Source organism: Aeromonas sp. MR16, from assembly GCF_022549315.1.
Taxonomy (GTDB): domain Bacteria; phylum Pseudomonadota; class Gammaproteobacteria; order Enterobacterales; family Aeromonadaceae; genus Aeromonas; species Aeromonas aquatica.
In genome coordinates, this window is sequence record NZ_JAKZFK010000011.1 from 36,844 (window position 1) to 53,131 (window position 16,288).

Consider the following 16,288-nt stretch of genomic DNA (forward strand, 5'->3'; position numbering starts at 1 on the left):
CCCCGACGCTGTCACTTCGCGTATCGATGCAGGACGAAGGAGCAATCTGGACAACGGCACCAGCAGCCATCTCTGCCTGTTACTCGTTACACCGCATAAAACGCCGGAAAACGATACCGGGGTAGCGCTGAACTCGGCCTGAATTCACCGGCTGTCCATCGGGATCTGGCCGCCGCCAGCCGATCATTTGGGCAGAATTGGCCTGAATACGCGGCCGACCCCTCTGCAGCGGCCCATACACCGAGGAGAAACGGTCTTGCCCCTCCAAAGGGGTTACGAGAGCCCATGGCTGCCGGTGGAACGGGCAGACAGCAAAAAGCCCAACCCGATCAGCCCGCCAACAGTCGCCATTTCACTTTCGAGATAGCAAGCCATACTATGGTTAACATAATGAATTGAAATGGGATTTCATGATGAGCAACGAAGCGGGGCAAGGCCGTATGGCCATCACATTGGCGGCCTTGGGGGTCGTCTACGGTGACATAGGCACCAGTCCGCTTTATGCCCTGAAGCAGAGTTTTGCCGGGAATATGGGGCTACAGCCGGGTAAAGAAGAGATCTATGCCATCGTCTCCCTCTTCTTCTGGACCATCATGCTCGTCGTGTCGCTCAAATATGTGCTGCTGGTGCTGAAGGCCGACAACAAGGGGGAAGGGGGCATACTGACCCTGGCCTCCCTCGCCGCCCGGCGCCTCTCCCCGCGCACGCGCGCGATCGTGATGCTGCTGGGGCTGGCCGGGGTCGGATTGTTTGTCGGGGATGCGGTGATCACTCCTGCGATCTCCGTACTCTCCGCCGTCGAGGGGCTGGAGATCATGGCCCCGGCTCTCGCGCCCTTCGTGCTCCCCATCGCCCTGGTCGTACTGGTGGTGCTGTTTGGCGTCCAGCACTACGGCACCGCCGGGATCGGACGCTGGTTCGGGCCCATCATGCTGCTCTGGTTCACCATACTGGCGCTGCTCGGCGTACTCGAAATCGCCAAGACGCCCGCCATCCTGGCAGCCGTCAACCCGCTCTACGCCCTGGATTTCCTGCTGGCGAGACCGGGGACGGCCTTCGTGGTACTGGGCGCCGTGGTGTTGTGCGTGACCGGAGCCGAGGCCCTCTATGCCGACATGGGGCACTTCGGACGGGGTCCGATCCAGCTGGCGTGGAATAGCTGGGTGATGCCGGCGCTGCTGCTCAACTACTTCGGCCAGGGAGCTTTGCTGCTGCGCCACCCCGAGGCCATCGAGAACCCTTTCTACCTGCTGGCCCCCGGCTGGATGACACTGCCGCTGATCGTGCTGGCCACCATGGCGACCGTGATTGCGTCTCAGGCGGTCATCTCCGGCACCTATTCGGTGGTGCGCCAGGCCATCTTGCTCGGATTTCTGCCGCGCCAGGAGATCCGCCACACCTCCGAGCACGAGAAGGGGCAGATCTATCTGCCGCTGGTCAACTGGCTGCTGCTCGGCGGCATAGTGCTGGTGATCTTCTGGTTCAAGAGCTCGAGCAACCTGGCGGCCGCCTACGGCATCGCCGTGACCGGCACCATGGTGATCACCACGCTGCTGTTGATGGTGGTCGCCTTCCATCGCTGGAAACAGCCGCTCTGGCTGATCGGCCTGGTGGGCACGCCGCTGCTGGTGATGGATCTGGCCTTCTTCAGCGCCAATACCACCAAGTTCCTCGCGGGCGGCTGGCTGCCCGTACTGTTTGCCCTGCTGATCATAGTGGTGATGACCACCTGGAAGCGTGGCCGCGAGCTGGTGCTCGAGAAACTCGAGAGCCAGGCGTTATCCTTGCAGGGCTTCGTCGACAATATCCAGATCCGTCCGCCGCTGCGGGTACCTGGAACGGCAGTGTTCCTGTCCAAGTCCATCAAGGTCGTGCCCCACGCACTCCTGCACAATCTCAAGCACAACAAGGTGTTACACGAGCGGGTCATCTTCCTGACCATCAAGGTGAAGGATGAGCCCTGGCTGACGGGGGAGGAGCGGCTGGAACTGCTGCAGATCGGGGAAGGATTCTGGCAGGTGGTGGCCCATTTCGGCTATCAGGAGACGCCATCGATGGAGGAGATCTTCCAGGCCTGCGCCAAACAGGCATTGAAGGTGAGGCTCAATACCACCTCCTTCTTCCTCTCCTACGAGTACCTCATCAGCACGGACATACCGGGTATGGCGCGCTGGCGTGAGAAGCTATTCATCTGGATGAACCGCAACGCTCTTCGGGCAACCGACTTCTTCCAGATCCCGACCAATAGAGTGGTGGAGCTGGGCGTGCAACTCGAACTCTGAGTGCGCGTCTCGGCAACGCCCCTCCCCCTGAATCAGCCGCGGCAACGGCAGACCCGACCGGCATATTCACGGGGTAGAGAGGTACGCCGACCATACACAGCCATGGCTGTGTATGGTGACATCAAGATCTGTACATCAGTGGCGTTCGCGAATGGGAAATGGACCCAGTGTGGGGGAATTTACCCAGGTTCCCTGCCCTTCCCTCCGCCCCCAACAGAGAAGCGTCCCCTGAACAAGGGAAGAGAGGCATTGGCTATAGCTGAACTGAGGTATGGGCTGGCATAGGATAGAAATGCCAAGCCCGCGACTGGCGCGGGCTTGAAGGACATAAATGGCGGAGAGACAGGGATTCGAACCCTGGGTGGCATTGCTGCCACAATTGATTTCGAGTCAATCCCGTTCGGCCACTCCGGCATCTCTCCACGGGCCCTCATATTGACCCAACCCAAGTCGGGAAATCAATGTAAATATCGTTGCAGATCAGATGACTGCCTAATAAATCAGCACCTAACGGCAAAGTGCACCCAAGGGGCATTCCCCATCCAGATCCGCTCCCCATCCCGGCGTGACCACGCGGCCGTGTCGGGACTTGTCGATGCTCCATCCCCCCTGCCGCCTTTCTCCGGGCTGCGGCCTTGTCCAATGAGACCAGGAAAATAGAGGCCTGCAGGCTAAAAAGAGCGCAAGAGTCGCATAAATCCGGCTCGGGCATACCTGGCTCCGGCGCTGGTAATCACCGGGCTATTGGTTAACAATCCCAGCTCTTTTTTTGGGAGGGAAGCGCTTCCCTCAAGACATGCTGATAGGAAAAACCATGTTGTATACACGTATCGCCTCACTGCTGCTGGTGGTTGCCAGCCTCTGGGCCGCGCCGGTCTGGTCCATCACCTATCCCCTCCCGCCGGACGGCAGCCGCCTCATCGGCGAGCTGGAAGATTACATAGTACAAGAGGGCGACCACCTGGAGCTGGTGGGTAAACATACCCAGATTGGCTTTTTGGCGCTGCTCGAGGCCAATCCGGGGGTTGACCCTTATTTGCCCACCCCGGGCACCCGGCTGACCCTGCCAACCCAGATGTTGCTGCCCGATGTGCCCAGAGAGGGGATCGTCATTAACCTGCCCGAGCTGCGGCTCTACTACTTCCCCAAGGGCAAACAGGAGGTGATGGTGTTGCCCATCGGCATCGGTGACATCGGCCGCGAGACGCCGGAGATGACCACCACAGTCATTGCCAAGAATCCGAATCCGACCTGGGTGCCCGGCCCCATGGTGCGCAAGTCCTGGCTGGAGCAAAAAGGCATAGACCTGCCGGCCGTGGTTCCCCCCGGGCCGGACAATCCCCTCGGCAAGTTCGCCATGCGGCTTGGTTATGGCAACAAGGACTATCTGATCCACGGCACCAACAAGGATTTCGGCGTCGGGTTGCGGGTCAGCGCGGGCTGCATCCGGTTGCGCCCCGACGACATCGAGACCCTGTTCAAACTGGTACCGGTCGGTACTCAGGTGCGGGTGATCAATCAGCCGGTCAAGATGGCGGTGGAGCCGGACGGCCGACGCTGGCTGGAGGTCCATTCCCCTCTGTCCCGCACCGAGGAAGAGCTGGCCGAGGGGGCCCCCCTGGTGCTGTCCGCCGAGGTTGAGCAGTTCATCGCGGCCCCCGAGGTGGACAGCGCTCGGGTGACGGCCGTGCTCGACAGCAAAAACGGGCTGCCCCAGCCCGTCAGCGGCTAACTGATGGGATCGGCTATGTCCGCACTGCGATACGGGCCCTGGAGCCTGATCGCCCTGCTCGCCAGCCCAGTAGTGTGGGCAGACATACTGTGGATGCACAACGGCGATCGCCTCACCGGCACCATAGAGGAGATCACCGACGAGCAGATCAGTATCAAGCCAGCTTACAGCCAGGCCCTGACCATCCCACGTGATGCCATCAAGCGCTGGCGGCTGGACAAACAGGAGCAACCCAAGCCGCTGACCAGGACGGGGATCCCGTTGCTGGACTCCCCGGATGAGCTCAACGCCTGGTTCTGGAGCGGGACAGGGGATCTCAACATCAAGTTGAAGGAGAGCGACAAGAAGACCAACAACGTCAACCTCAAGGCCTCCACAGAGCTGGCCAACCTGGACTGGCGTTACACCCTGGATGGGGAGTACATCTACGAGACATCGAACAGCATCACCGACAGCCACGAGTACAAACTCAGCCCCAAGCTGGACTTCTTCTTCGATGAGCACTGGTTCCTGCGCTCCTCCCTCGATGCCGACTACGACCTGATCGACAGCAACTACCTGGAGCTGAGCTATGCCTCGGGACCAGGTTATCGTTTCTGGAACGACAAGCGGCGGCGGCTGGAGTTGATCAGCCAAATCGGTCTACAGCGCTCCTACTTCACCCCTGACGTCTGGAGCGGCTCGGATCTGTTCGATGACCGCATCATCAACTACCCCTATCTCAGCCTGGGATGGGACTATCGCCAGCCTGTCTCCGTCTGGCAGCAGCGGTTCGAGCTGTTCAGCAAGGGAAGCTACGAGAAGTTCATCGACCAGCCCTCCCCTTACCTGACCCGCAACCAGTCCATCAACGGCAGCCTGGGGCTCAGGTATTACTTCAACGATCACCTGCGCCTCTCCTGGTCGAGCGAGCTGAGCTGGGACGATACCTGGCTCGAGTATGGTGGTCTCAGGGATAGCCTGGATGAGAAGGAGTGGCGCCACACCATCACCTTGGGGGCCAGCTTCTAATCTCCTCCGCCAAACGTCAGAAACGACACAGGCCCACCGAAGTGGGCCTGTGTTTATCCGCGTCAAACGAGGAGGGGGATCAGAAATAGATGCGGGTGAGAGACTCGATGACGCAGCCGGGGCGGCGGATCCCTTCGATCTCTATCTTGATCTCTTTGAGCAACTCGAGCCCGCCCTTGATGGGGGTGACCCTGGACAGCTTGGTACGGGCGCGAATATTGCTATCCACCTTGATGGGGTACGGGAAACGCACCTGCTCCAGGCCGAAGTTCACCACCATGCGAGCACTGGGAAACTCCGGAGTCGCCTCGTCCACCGAACCGGTCAGCTGGGGCAGCAGGGCCAGGGTCAGGAAGCCGTGAGCAATGGTGGTCTTGAAGGGTGACTCGGCCGCCGCGCGCTCAGGATCGGTGTGGATCCACTGGTGATCCCCGGTGACGGACGCGAACCGATCGATCAGCGGCTGGCTGACCTGCAGCCACTCGCCGACATGGGTCTCTTCCCCTATCCGGGCCTGCAACTCGGCGTACAGGCTGGCCGCCTCGCCGCTCAGCTCGACCGGGTTCTCCTCGGTCAGAACCGGCTGGCTGTTGACCGCCTGAGCCTGAGCCGCCCCCTGCCGTCGCAGCAGTTGCTGCTCGGCCTGCAGGTCGAGCACCCGACCCAGCAGCGGGTGAAGGTGTGCTTTTTGCTGAAACTCACGCCAGTAGTCGCGGATCGCCGGAGAGAGCCAATCCTTGAGCTCAAAGGGGTGCTGCGCCAGTATCTCGCGCTTGTGTTTCAGAAAATCGACAACTTTCATTTACCGATCCCTATTCGATTCAATGCCTGTAAAGAGGTCTAACCAGTCCTATTTTATGAAAGTTTCACCAGTAAGTGCAAAAAAATCTCGGCGTACAACTGTACCAGAGGTGAGAGTGATCACTAACCTGCGGGGGAAACCAGGCTTGAATGTGCAGTAAAAACGATTAACGTGGCGACAACGTCACCGGAAATGATGGGCGTGAAAAGGGAGCCGTTCAGGGTATTTTTTCCTCAAGGCCCCCATTTTCACTCAATCGATCCGGGCTGACCACCAGTCGGCCCGGTTCGCCGCATCCAGGAAGCTCCAGGCCAGGATCCGGCTCACCTTGTTGCCCTGCGCCATGTCGATCACCCGAACCTCACTCGCCCCCGCCTGTGCCAGTGCCTTCCTGGCGGCCGGCAGATTCTCCTTCTTCGACACTAGCGAGCTGAACCAGAGGCACTGGCTGGCGACCTCCTTGCTCTGGCCTATCATGGCCGCCAGAAATGCCGCTTCTCCCCCCTCGCACCAAAGCTCGGCCTTCTGGCCACCAAAGTTGAGCACAGGTGCCCCGGCGACCGCCTTGCCGAGATTGCGCAACTTGCGCTCAGACCCCTTGCTCGCCTCGGCCAGAGAGGCGTGAAACGGCGGATTGCAGAGTGTCAGGGCAAAGCGCTCCCTGGGGCCAACAATGCCGCGAAAGATCTGCTTGGGATCGCTCTGATGACGGCAGGCAATCTGACTGGCCAGCCCATTGCTGCTCGCCAACAGGTTGGCCGCCTTGACCGAGACGGGATCGATGTCCGATCCCACGAAGCGCCAGCCGTATTCACGGGCCCCCAGCAAGGGATAGATGCAGTTCGCCCCCACGCCGATGTCCAGCACCCGCACTCCCTTGCCGGTGGGCACTTCCCCCGCGCTCTCGGCCAGCAGATCCGCCACTCGGTGCAAGTAGTCCACCCGACCCGGGATGGGCGGGCACAGATAGCCCGGCGGCAGATCCCAATGCTGGATGCCATAGTGCAGCGCCAGCAAGGCCCGGTTGAGCGTCTTGACGGCGGCAGGATCGGCAAAGTCGAGTGTCTGGGTGCCGTGCTCGTTGATGAACACGAAAGGCCGCAGCTCGGGCGTGCGCTGGCAGAGAGCGTCAAAATCGTAGGGGGCTTGATGGCGATTGCGCGGGTGCAATCCGGATTTATGCTGGGTCTTCATGCTGGGCCTGCCGAGGTTCAAGGGGGCCACACTATAGAGAGTTGATGACGGAAAGTCTAAACGGCGGCCATAAAAAACCGGGCCATCAGAGCCCGGTTCAAGTGAGGTTGGAGAAACAGTCCGTACTACGAGCCGTTTGTCCAGCCTGACTCAGATCTCGATCCGGCGTGCCTGCCAGAACTTGCCACGCCAGTAGGAGCTGTCCAGCTTGGAGCGCGTCACCCCGGCTCGGGTGGAGGCATGGATGAATTCACCGTTGCCCACATAGATGCCCACATGATTCAGGCGCTTGCTGATCTTGAAGAAGACCAGGTCCCCTTCCACCAGATCCCGCTTGGCAACACGCGTGCCCTCATGGACCTGGGAGCGGGTATCGCGGGGCAATTCGATACCGACCGCATTGCGGAACACTTCACGGGCGAAGGCGGAACAATCGATACCACGCTGACTGCTGCCTCCCATGCGATAGGGAACACCACGCCACTCTTTATATACGGTCAGGATTTCGTTCACATCGGGTGTCTGCGAAGCTTCCGGTTCAACCACGGGTTCCATCATGGAAACTTCGATCTTGCTCGCGACCTCGGTCTGGGGTGCCGAGGCACAACCCACCATTCCGAGCGCGACCAGCAGTAGCATCAGGTGGCGCAATCCTTTATCCCCGCAAAATAGTAAAACTTGTTAAAATACGGCCCGGAAGGGCAATTTATAAGGCAACAGCACCCGACTATATCCAAGAATTCTATCGAGGCAAGTGAAAATCCCTATCGACATCACATTTTTGCAAGGAAATGCATTATTTTTCATAATTAATGTGATCATGCCCAAACAATATACAATCCCGAAAGTGACCATGAGGGCCAGCCAAAACTGATCCTTATCGCTACTTCAGCCTCTTTTTTAAGTGAAAAATTATGATCTCTGCGGATCTCTATTTGTTAAAACCAGCTCAGATCGACGCCGACCAGTTGATATCGCTGCCTGGCGAGCTCTCCTTGGAGGAACTGCGTCATTGGCATGAGATCCGGCAGCCACATCGCCAACGGGAGTACCTGCTCGGCCGTGTCTTGCTGCGCCGCCTGCTGGCCGAGCGGCTCGGTTGCCCGGCCGATGAACTGCAGTTTTGCACCAACGTTCATGGCAAACCCGCCCTGTGCAGCCATCACTGGCAGTTCAATCTCAGTCACAGCGGCGACTGGCTGGCGCTCGCCCTCTGCCAGCAAGGGCCGCTCGGCATCGACATAGAGATGGGCCTGCGCCGCCGGCAGATACTGCCCTTGGCACAGCGCTTTTATGCACGGAGTGAATACGAATGGCTGGCGGCATTGCCGGAAGCGGGGCAGGAATCGGCATTTTATCGCCTCTGGTCACGCAAGGAGGCGGTGCTGAAGGCCCAGGGCAACGGTATTGCCGCCGGGCTCGACAAGGTGTGTTTCATGCCCGAGGAGGACTGGCGGCTGGAGAACCGACTCGACACCCAGTCCTATCAGGTGCAGGACTGGCCACTGGGCAGCGGCTGGCTCTGCCTCGCGGCCCCAACCCGCAGTGTCAATGGCTACCTGCTGGATGGGCGCTTGAAATCCACCCCCCTAGGCCCCATGTTAACTCACACCATTTTCCGAGAGTCAGCCTCATGATCGTCGACATCAATCCCCAGAATTTCCACGCCGAACTGATCGATGCGTCCATGAAGAAACCGGTCGTCATCTATTTCCATGCGCCCCAGATGCCAGAATGCCAGGGCATGACCCCGCTGGTTGAGGCCCTGGTCGGCCCGGCCAATGCAGAGGTCACCCTCGCCAGGGTCGATATGAATGATCCCCAGTTGCAGCCGCTGGCCAGCCAGCTGGGTCTGCGCGCCCTGCCCGCACTGGTGCTGTTCCATCAGGGCCGGCCGGACGAGCAGGCCATCCTGGAAGGCCCGCAAGATGAGGCCACCCTGCGCCAGTACTTCGCCGCCTTCGCCCCCAAGGAAGAAGAGCTGTTGCTCGAGCAGGCCAAACAGGCGCTGGCCGAAGAGCAGGCCGATCTCGCCCACGCTCACCTCACCAAGGCGCACCAGCTGGCACCGGAGCGTCACGACATCAGCCTGTGGCTGGTGCAAGCCGCGCTGGATCTGAATCTGCTGGAAGAAGCGCAGACATTGCTCGCGACCATCCCCATGGTGGCGCAGGATGATCACTATCAGGCGCTGAGCTCTCGTCTGGCGCTGGCACTGCAGGCCGCGGACAGCCCCGAGCTACGAGCCCTGGAGACTCGTCATGTGGCAAACCCGGGAGATGATGCACTCAGTCAGGAGCTGGCGGTGCTCTATAGCCAGGTCGGTCGGCAGGAAGAAGCCCTGGCACTGCTGTTCAGCATCCTCAAGCGCGACATGGCGTTTGGCGATGCCAAGAAGATCTATCTCGATATTCTGACGACCATGGGCACCAATCCGGTGGCGCAGAATTACCGTCGCAAGCTCTATAGCCTGCTGTATTGATCGAGAGAGAAAATAAGAAGTCTGGGTGATGCCGAGCTATCGGCATTGCCTTGTTCAGGCGAAGGATGGCAAAACGCGGGATGTGACGAATTTCAGGCAAAAAAAATGGCGCATTAAAATGCGCCATTTTTTCGCATGGATTACTTCTTGTAGGAAGTAGCCATGTTGTCGATGCGCTGGTTAGCACGCATAGCTTCTTGCTTGGCTTCTGCAACATCAGCAGCGATCTTGGATTGATCAGCACGAACAGCGCTAACATCTTGAGCCAGTTGGTCAACTTTGTTAGACAGATTCTGAACGGAAGTTTCCAGTTCGCTGGTGTTTGCACAACCGCCCAGCAGAGCGGACAGACCAACAACACCTACCAACAACATTTTTTTCATTTTTAAAGCTCCCTTTAACTCGCCAGACGTTTAGCAAGCGGCGTGATTATGGCACAAATAAATCCGAGTTTGGATAGGCCCCATCGCAGATAAACGCATTAAAACCCTCATTTTTTTTTAAACGTACACTTTTTGTGCAAACCTAAGTCAAAAATGAGTGCCCTGGATGAGGTTCGTGCAAAGCGTAACCAAAAAATGTACTTATTTCAATTTCGTATGAAGCTCAGGCTGAACGTTCTGCCAACAATTGACGGTATTGCACCAGATCTTCGATGGTCAGCACCGGCATCTGATGCTGGCGACCAAATTCCACCAGATCGGGCAAGCGGGCCATGGAACCATCTTGCTTGGTCAGCTCGCACAACACCCCAAAGGGTTTCAACCCAGCCAACTGCATCAGATCGACAGTGGCTTCGGTGTGACCACGTCGGGTCAGCACACCACCGGTACGGGCACGCAGCGGGAAGACATGGCCTGGACGGTGCAGATCCGATGGTTGGGCACCGTCGGCGATGGCGGCGCGGATGGTGGTGATGCGATCGGCGGCGGAGACACCAGTGGTCACCCCCTGCGCCGCTTCTATGGTCACGGTGAAGGCGGTCTGGTAGTGGCTGGAGTTCGCCTCCACCATCATGGGCAGCTCCAGCTGGCGTACCCGTTCATCGGTCAGGCAGAGGCAGACGATGCCGGAGCACTCGCGGATCATCATGGCCATCTGTTCGTTGGTCATGCTTTGTGCGGCGAAGATGAGGTCACCTTCGTTCTCGCGATCTTCATCGTCGGCCACCAGCACGCCACGACCGGCACGCAATGCGGCCAGCGCAGCTTCGACGCGAGCAATGGGATCACCAAATTCACTGAGTAGAGACTGATTCATGGTAAGACTCCTAAATAAGACAAGGACCAGAATCAGGGCATGGGAAGGCAGACAGAAGTGGGCATGCGGCAGCCAGCCCCAAGGGGCCTGACCGGCACACTCTGTCTTATCCTCTTTCATCCGGACTATAACCGTCGGCTCCGGCATCTCACCGGATCTGCTGACCCCGACCAAGGTCGGGCGCTCGCGGGCTCCCCGAGTCAGATCGGGATACCGCCGGTGGGGACTTTCACCCCGCCCTGAGAATAAGCGCAGACAGCGTAAAGAAAAAAAGCGCTGGATACCAGCCTAAAAACCATCAGCGACAGGGCGGGTTCAGCCTGCCTTCGTTGCGGTCAGCCTGCGGCAAGGGCGCACGGCGCGCTGTCTTTTCTGATTTTGTTTGTGGCATATTGCCGAGAAAAGTACCCGAAAAATAATGCGCCTGACCACAGGCCAGAAAAAACGCGACCTGCACAGACTCAGGCGCCAACACCACAAACGGAATCATGACAGAGATGGAAAAGAAAATACTGCTGACGGATTGCCCCGACGCCAAGGGCCTCATCGCCAAGATCACCAACATCTGCTACAAGCACCAGCTCAACATCAACAAGAACGATGAGTTCGTCGACCACGAGAATGGCCGTTTCTTCATGCGCACCGAGCTGGAGGGGCGCTTCAACGACGAGACCCTGCTGGCGGATCTCGACGATGCCCTGCCGGCTGGCGCCCAGCGCCGACTGGTCAAGGCGGGCAAGAAGCGGATCGTCATCCTGGTGACCAAGGAGACCCACTGCCTCGGCGACATCCTGATGAAGAATTACGCCGGCGCGCTGGACATGGACATAGTGGCGGTGATCGGCAACTACGACACCCTCGCCGAGCTGACCGGCAAGTTTGACATTCCCTTCCACGGCGTGAGCCATGAGAACCTGAGCCGGACCGAGCACGAAGAGCAGGTGCGCGCCCTCATCGATGGCTATGAGCCCGACTACGTGATCCTGGCCAAGTACATGCGGGTGCTGACCCCGAGCTTCGTGGAGGCCTATCCGCGCAAGCTCATCAACATCCACCACTCCTTCCTGCCCGCCTTCATCGGTGCCCGCCCCTATCGTCAGGCATTCGATCGCGGGGTCAAGTTGATCGGCGCCACGGCGCACTTCGTCACCGACGATCTGGATGAAGGTCCCATCATAGAGCAGGACGTGATCCACGTCGGCCACACCTTCAGCGCCGACGACATGGCCAAGGCGGGCCGGGATGTGGAGAAGTCCGTGCTGAGCCGGGCACTGGAGCTGATCCTGAACGAGCGCGTCTTCGTCTATGGCAACAAGACGGTGGTGTTCAAGTAAGGCCGTAGCAGCCAGCACGACACCAACAAAAAAGGCTCCCGAGGGAGCCTTTTTTATTTGCCTGAATTCACTCGTGCAGCGCCAGACCGTTGATGGTCGCCATGCCCTTCTCGAGTTTGAATTCGGCATTGAGCCGTTCCTGCTCCGCCTTCAGATAACCCTGGGCGGTGAACTGCGCCAGCATGGGTGCCAGCTGTGGAACGGCCTTGCCCAGCTTGTCACCGAGGCTGGCATGGAGCAGCCCGGACAGGGCCTGCATCCCCTCCTCGCTCCCCATCAGCTGCTCCAGCGAGGTCGGTGCCAGCTTGGCCTCCCCTTTCACGCTGACGGGCTCGCCATTGAGCTGGGCGCTGAGATCCGCCAGCTCCAGCGTGGCGCCCCGTTGCAGCATCTTGTCCAGCGCCTGCTGGATAGCCGCCTCGTCCACCCGCTGGCCACTGGCCGCCTGCAGCGTCTGATAGCCTTCCAGATCCAGCCCCTTCAACGACAGATCCAGATTGCCCAGGGTCAGCGCCAGCTTGTCGCCCTCGTTCTCCAGATTGAGGGTCGCCACCTTCATCTGATAACGGCTGGAGAGGGTCTGGGCATCGTCACCCGCCAACTGAGTCGAACTGGTCAGCCCCTGCAGGGAGAGCTTGGCGCTCTCCGGCAGCGTCAGGGAGAAGGCGGACAGGGTTGCATCGCTGCGAGGCGAGAGCCAGACGCCGCTGATCTCGGCCACATCGGCGCTGCCCTTGAGATCCGCCAGCACCATGTCCATCTTGCTCTGGGCATCGTGCAAGGTGATTCCCTGCCACTGGAAGGTGATGTGGCCATTGCCATCCAGATCGCCGCTGTAACTGCCGTTCAGGGGCAGGAAGCTGATCTCGTTCATCCCCTCCTTGACCTTGAAGTCGCTCAGCCAGAAGCGGGCGCTCTGGCTCTGGGTCAGGAGGCTGCTTGCCGATTCGAGGCCAAGTTGCCACTGCTGCATGCCCAGGGCGGTGAAGACGGGGGCCAGCGTCCCCTTGGCGGTATCGAGCAGCAGCTGGCTCTTGATATAGAACGGCAAGATGCGGTTGCTGCTGTTGAGATCCATCTCGATGGGCTCGCTCCCCGCCAACTGGGGATCCAGGCTCGCCAGCGCCTGCGGCGTCACCACCACCTTGAGCACGCCGTCACGGGTAAACAGGTTCTCGCTGCTTGGGGTCCAGGTGAGCTCGACGCCACTGCCCTGTTTCACCTTGGCGATCTCCTCGGCGAGGATCCGGTCGAAGGTTTGTCCGGTATACCAGCAGGCGGCCAGTCCGCCTGCCACCAATACCGCACCGACGGCCAGGGCCACTTTCTTTTTCATCTTGATCTCACTCTCTAAAGGCGTATTGGCGCACTCTACGGGGCAGATGGGGACACAGGCAAGTACCTTCCCGGCTCAGAACCCATTATCTGCGGTCACTGCTGCGTTTTTATAGCAAGGGGCTGAACAGGTAGAAGATGTTCTCCAGCAGCTTCTTGTACCAGGGGCGGGCCCGCCACTGGGCCAGCGACATGGGAGTCGCCTCCAGCATGTAACCCTGCACCAGCTGATTCATCTCGGCGACAAACACCGGATTGTCGATGAGCAGGGTCACCTCGAAGTTGAGCCAGAGACTGCGCCTGTCGAGGTTGACTGTGCCCACCAGGGCGAAGTCGTCGTCCACCAGCACGCTCTTGGTGTGCAGCAATCCGGCATCGTAGCGATAGATCTCGACCCCGGCCTCGAGCAGCTCCTCCATGAAGGAGTTGCAGGCGTGGTTGGCCATCAGGGAGTCGTTGCGTGCCGGCAGCACCAGTTGCACCAGCACGCCGCGGGCCGCCGCCGAGGAGAGCGCCGCCGCCAGCGGATCGTCCGGCACGAAATAGGGGGTGGTCAGCACCAGGTGGTGGCGCGCCTGATAGATGGCCAGCAGCAGGCTCTGCTGGATGCAGTCGCCGCCGACGAAGGGGCCTGAGGGAATGAGCTGGGCACGATAGTTGGTCTGGGGCCAGGCTTCGGGCTCGTGCTGCAGGCTGTCGAGCAGCCGCTCGCCGGTCTCCATCTCCCAGTCGGAGACGAAGGTGGACCACATCAGCGGCACCACTGGCCCCTGCACCCGGATCATGATGTCGACCCACTGGCCGACCCCCGCATCCTGTTTGAAGAAGCGGGGATCCACCATGTTCATGGAGCCGGTGTAACCCACCTTGTCATCGATCACCACCAGCTTGCGGTGCATGCGCAAGTCCTGGCGCTGGAACGGGATACGCCAGGCTCCGACCGGCAACACTTCCACCAGTTTGACCCCGGCCTTGCGCAGCCGCTTGGGCCAGGCCGAGCGGAAAAACGCCTTGCTGCCGATGGAATCGAGCAGCACACGACAATCCACGCCGCGCGCCGCTACCTCGATCAGCGCCTCGCCCACCGCGTCCGCGTGCCCGCCAGGGTGCCAGATGTAGAACTCCAGATAGCAGGATTGGGAAGAGTGGCGGATGTCGCGCACTATCTCCTGCAAGATGGCATCCGGCTTGTGCAACAGCGTCATCCGGTTGCCGGACAGCATGGGCATGGCCAGCCGCCCCTGGATGAGATCGTGCAGCGGCCGCGCCTTGCTGCCCACCTCGCAGCAGTGCTGGGGGAAGAGGCGAGCCAACTGGCGGATCCAGATGGCGTAAGGCCGGTACATGGCCTGGGCCCGCTCGGCCCGCTTGCGGCCCAGCCTGATTTCACCAAACAGCACGTAGAAGCCGACCCCGGCGAAGGGGATGGCATAGATGAGGGCCAGCCAGGCCAGCGACACCCCGATGGGACGCCGCTTCATCACCACCCGCAGCGACACCCCCGCCACTATCACGGTGTGGAAGAAGAGCAGCAACCAGCCGAGAAAGCGAGAAAACAGCAACTGAACGTCGTATTCCAGACCGTCGAGCAAGGCGACTCCTTGATGTCATGGTGAAATAGAGTGGGCAGACCCCACAGAGCCAGAATGGTATGCTGAAGAACAAACCCATTCTATCAGGTCGTTAGCATGATCCTGCAATCTATGCTGTTGAGTCTGGCCATGCTAGGTCAAGGCTCATATGACATCAATGAGCAACAGATAAATCAGTACCTGCAATCCCAGGTGCAAGTGGATAAACAACTGGAGTTGCCCGGCATCATCAAGGCCCATGTCCAGCTCGAGCAGAGCGACGTCCAGATCGGCCGCCAGAGTCCGGATACCGCCAGGGTGTTTGGCAAGGGCAAGCTGAAGATCGCCCTGCCGGATCAGACCGAGTACGACGCGCTGCTGAACATGACCTATGAGGCCAGGCCGCGCTACGACAAGGCCCAGAGCGCCCTGTTTCTCGACAATATGAAGCTGATTGACTACAAGCTGGAGCCGGCGGCGGCGGAACAGAAGTTTGGTTTCATGCTGAGGATGCTGCTGCAGAGCATGGAGAAGCGGCTGGAGACTCAGCCCGTCTACAAGCTCGATGACAAGGATCCGAACCAGGCCTGGCTCAAGGACAATCTGCTGGGGCTGGAGCTGTCACCGGGCAAGATCCATCTGCTGACCAAGCCCCGGTGAGTCAGTTGTAAATCGTGGGCGTGGCTTGACGCACCAGCAGCTCGATCTGGTAACCCTGCTCGCGCTGCTGGTGATAGAGGGTATAGAGGGGCCCATCCAGCTCGTGCAATGAGAGATGGGCGAAGCCCGCCTTGAGGTAAAACGGCTTCTCGAACGGCAGGGCGTGACAGACCACGGGCTTGTCCAGCAGATCGTTGCAGGCGCGCTGCAACAGACGAGAGCCCAGCCCCAAGGACTGGTAATGGGGCAACAGTCGAAAGCCGCACAGATGGTAGTAATCCTGCTCATCGCGCAGGCGCACGGCGCCCACCAGCCAGTGGGCGTCGCGCACCACGAAGATCCGCTCGGCCAGATCCGGCACATAGTGGGAAAACGTCGTCTCGTAGTAGTCCCTGATCAGGGAAAGATCCGCATCACAGTACTCTTCGAAGCTGAGCTCCATCGCCCGGCAGCTTGTTACACCCATGTCACTTTCGGCCACCCAGGCCCTCTCTTTTTGCCTTTATCGTCCGACCTTGCCTTGCAGATCGGACCAGTTGGATTGGTACAACAAAATAACACGCCTTTAACTTACAAAGAAGCCAATAGCCTGATGACTATCCCCCTGTCATCTCAGCTTCCGCTG

General features: G+C 59.7%; 15 protein-coding genes, 1 tRNA gene and 1 riboswitch. Of the genes, 7 read left to right on the forward strand and 9 right to left on the reverse strand.

The window, feature by feature from the left end; all coding sequences use genetic code 11:
* The first annotated feature begins 413 nt into the window (after positions 1-413).
* Complete coding sequence (locus MM194_RS10335) at positions 414-2,282, forward strand: potassium transporter Kup (RefSeq protein WP_033130490.1); 1,869 nt, start codon at positions 414-416, stop codon at positions 2,280-2,282.
* Between the two features lie 332 nt (positions 2,283-2,614).
* Here the strand turns inward: MM194_RS10335 and MM194_RS10340 are convergent.
* A tRNA-Ser gene (locus tag MM194_RS10340) sits at positions 2,615-2,704 on the reverse strand.
* Between the two features lie 392 nt (positions 2,705-3,096).
* Between MM194_RS10340 and MM194_RS10345 the strand changes: the two genes are divergently transcribed.
* Together MM194_RS10345 and MM194_RS10350 are read left to right on the forward strand one after the other, a co-directional pair.
* The gene (locus tag MM194_RS10345) at positions 3,097-4,014 is read left to right on the forward strand and encodes a L,D-transpeptidase family protein (RefSeq protein ID WP_033130479.1); all 918 of its coding nucleotides are present in this window, start codon (positions 3,097-3,099) and stop codon (positions 4,012-4,014) included.
* 24 nt (positions 4,015-4,038) lie between these two features.
* Positions 4,039-5,025, forward strand: coding sequence for a DUF481 domain-containing protein (locus MM194_RS10350; protein WP_241343571.1), 987 nt, complete (start codon positions 4,039-4,041; stop codon positions 5,023-5,025).
* 79 nt (positions 5,026-5,104) lie between these two features.
* Here the strand turns inward: MM194_RS10350 and MM194_RS10355 are convergent, their stop codons facing one another.
* The 3 genes from MM194_RS10355 to MM194_RS10365 form a co-directional block, all read right to left on the reverse strand.
* Positions 5,105-5,827 (reverse strand): MaoC family dehydratase, encoded by a 723-nt coding sequence (locus tag MM194_RS10355; protein WP_033130480.1) that lies wholly within the window; start codon positions 5,825-5,827, stop codon positions 5,105-5,107.
* Positions 5,828-6,079: 252 nt separating this feature from the next.
* A complete protein-coding gene (gene rlmF / locus MM194_RS10360) occupies positions 6,080-7,021 on the reverse strand; it encodes a 23S rRNA (adenine(1618)-N(6))-methyltransferase RlmF (protein WP_033130481.1) in 942 nt (313 codons plus the stop codon).
* A gap of 150 nt (positions 7,022-7,171) precedes the next feature.
* Positions 7,172-7,660, reverse strand: coding sequence for an NlpC/P60 family protein (locus MM194_RS10365; RefSeq protein ID WP_033132585.1), 489 nt, complete (start codon positions 7,658-7,660; stop codon positions 7,172-7,174).
* A 275-nt stretch (positions 7,661-7,935) separates the two neighbouring features.
* Here MM194_RS10365 and MM194_RS10370 point away from each other — a divergent pair, with 275 nt between their 5' ends.
* Together MM194_RS10370 and MM194_RS10375 are read left to right on the forward strand one after the other, a co-directional pair.
* Positions 7,936-8,658: a 4'-phosphopantetheinyl transferase superfamily protein gene (locus tag MM194_RS10370; protein ID WP_033132586.1), complete on the forward strand. Its 723-nt coding sequence runs from the start codon at positions 7,936-7,938 to the stop codon at positions 8,656-8,658.
* Entirely contained in the window at positions 8,655-9,503 is an 849-nt protein-coding gene (locus tag MM194_RS10375; protein ID WP_033132587.1) for a tetratricopeptide repeat protein, read from the forward strand. Before MM194_RS10370 ends, MM194_RS10375 begins: the two co-directional genes overlap by 4 nt.
* Positions 9,504-9,643: 140 nt before the next feature.
* On the opposite strand, the gene MM194_RS10380 is transcribed toward MM194_RS10375, so the two are convergent.
* Both MM194_RS10380 and ribB read right to left on the reverse strand, forming a co-directional pair.
* Positions 9,644-9,886, reverse strand: coding sequence for an Lpp/OprI family alanine-zipper lipoprotein (locus MM194_RS10380; protein ID WP_010634682.1), 243 nt, complete (start codon positions 9,884-9,886; stop codon positions 9,644-9,646).
* 223 nt (positions 9,887-10,109) lie between these two features.
* Entirely contained in the window at positions 10,110-10,763 is a 654-nt protein-coding gene (gene ribB, locus MM194_RS10385; protein WP_033132588.1) for a 3,4-dihydroxy-2-butanone-4-phosphate synthase, read from the reverse strand.
* Positions 10,764-10,867: 104 nt separating this feature from the next.
* A riboswitch (FMN riboswitch) is annotated at positions 10,868-11,014 on the reverse strand.
* A gap of 246 nt (positions 11,015-11,260) precedes the next feature.
* Here ribB and purU point away from each other — a divergent pair.
* Positions 11,261-12,097, forward strand: a complete 837-nt coding sequence (gene purU, locus MM194_RS10390; protein WP_033132589.1) for a formyltetrahydrofolate deformylase — start codon at positions 11,261-11,263, stop codon at positions 12,095-12,097.
* A 67-nt stretch (positions 12,098-12,164) separates the two neighbouring features.
* On the opposite strand, the gene MM194_RS10395 is transcribed toward purU, so the two are convergent.
* Both MM194_RS10395 and cls read right to left on the reverse strand, forming a co-directional pair.
* Complete coding sequence (locus MM194_RS10395; protein ID WP_241343523.1) at positions 12,165-13,433, reverse strand: DUF945 family protein; 1,269 nt, start codon at positions 13,431-13,433, stop codon at positions 12,165-12,167.
* A 109-nt stretch (positions 13,434-13,542) separates the two neighbouring features.
* Positions 13,543-15,024 (reverse strand): cardiolipin synthase, encoded by a 1,482-nt coding sequence (cls, locus tag MM194_RS10400; RefSeq protein WP_241343524.1) that lies wholly within the window; start codon positions 15,022-15,024, stop codon positions 13,543-13,545.
* A gap of 96 nt (positions 15,025-15,120) precedes the next feature.
* On the opposite strand from cls, the gene MM194_RS10405 reads away from it, so the two are divergent.
* A complete protein-coding gene (locus tag MM194_RS10405) occupies positions 15,121-15,663 on the forward strand; it encodes a DUF1439 domain-containing protein (RefSeq protein WP_033132592.1) in 543 nt (180 codons plus the stop codon).
* 1 nt (position 15,664) lies between these two features.
* Here MM194_RS10405 and MM194_RS10410 read toward each other — a convergent pair whose 3' ends face one another.
* Positions 15,665-16,105, reverse strand: coding sequence for a GNAT family N-acetyltransferase (locus MM194_RS10410; protein WP_241343572.1), 441 nt, complete (start codon positions 16,103-16,105; stop codon positions 15,665-15,667).
* Positions 16,106-16,288 lie beyond the last annotated feature (183 nt).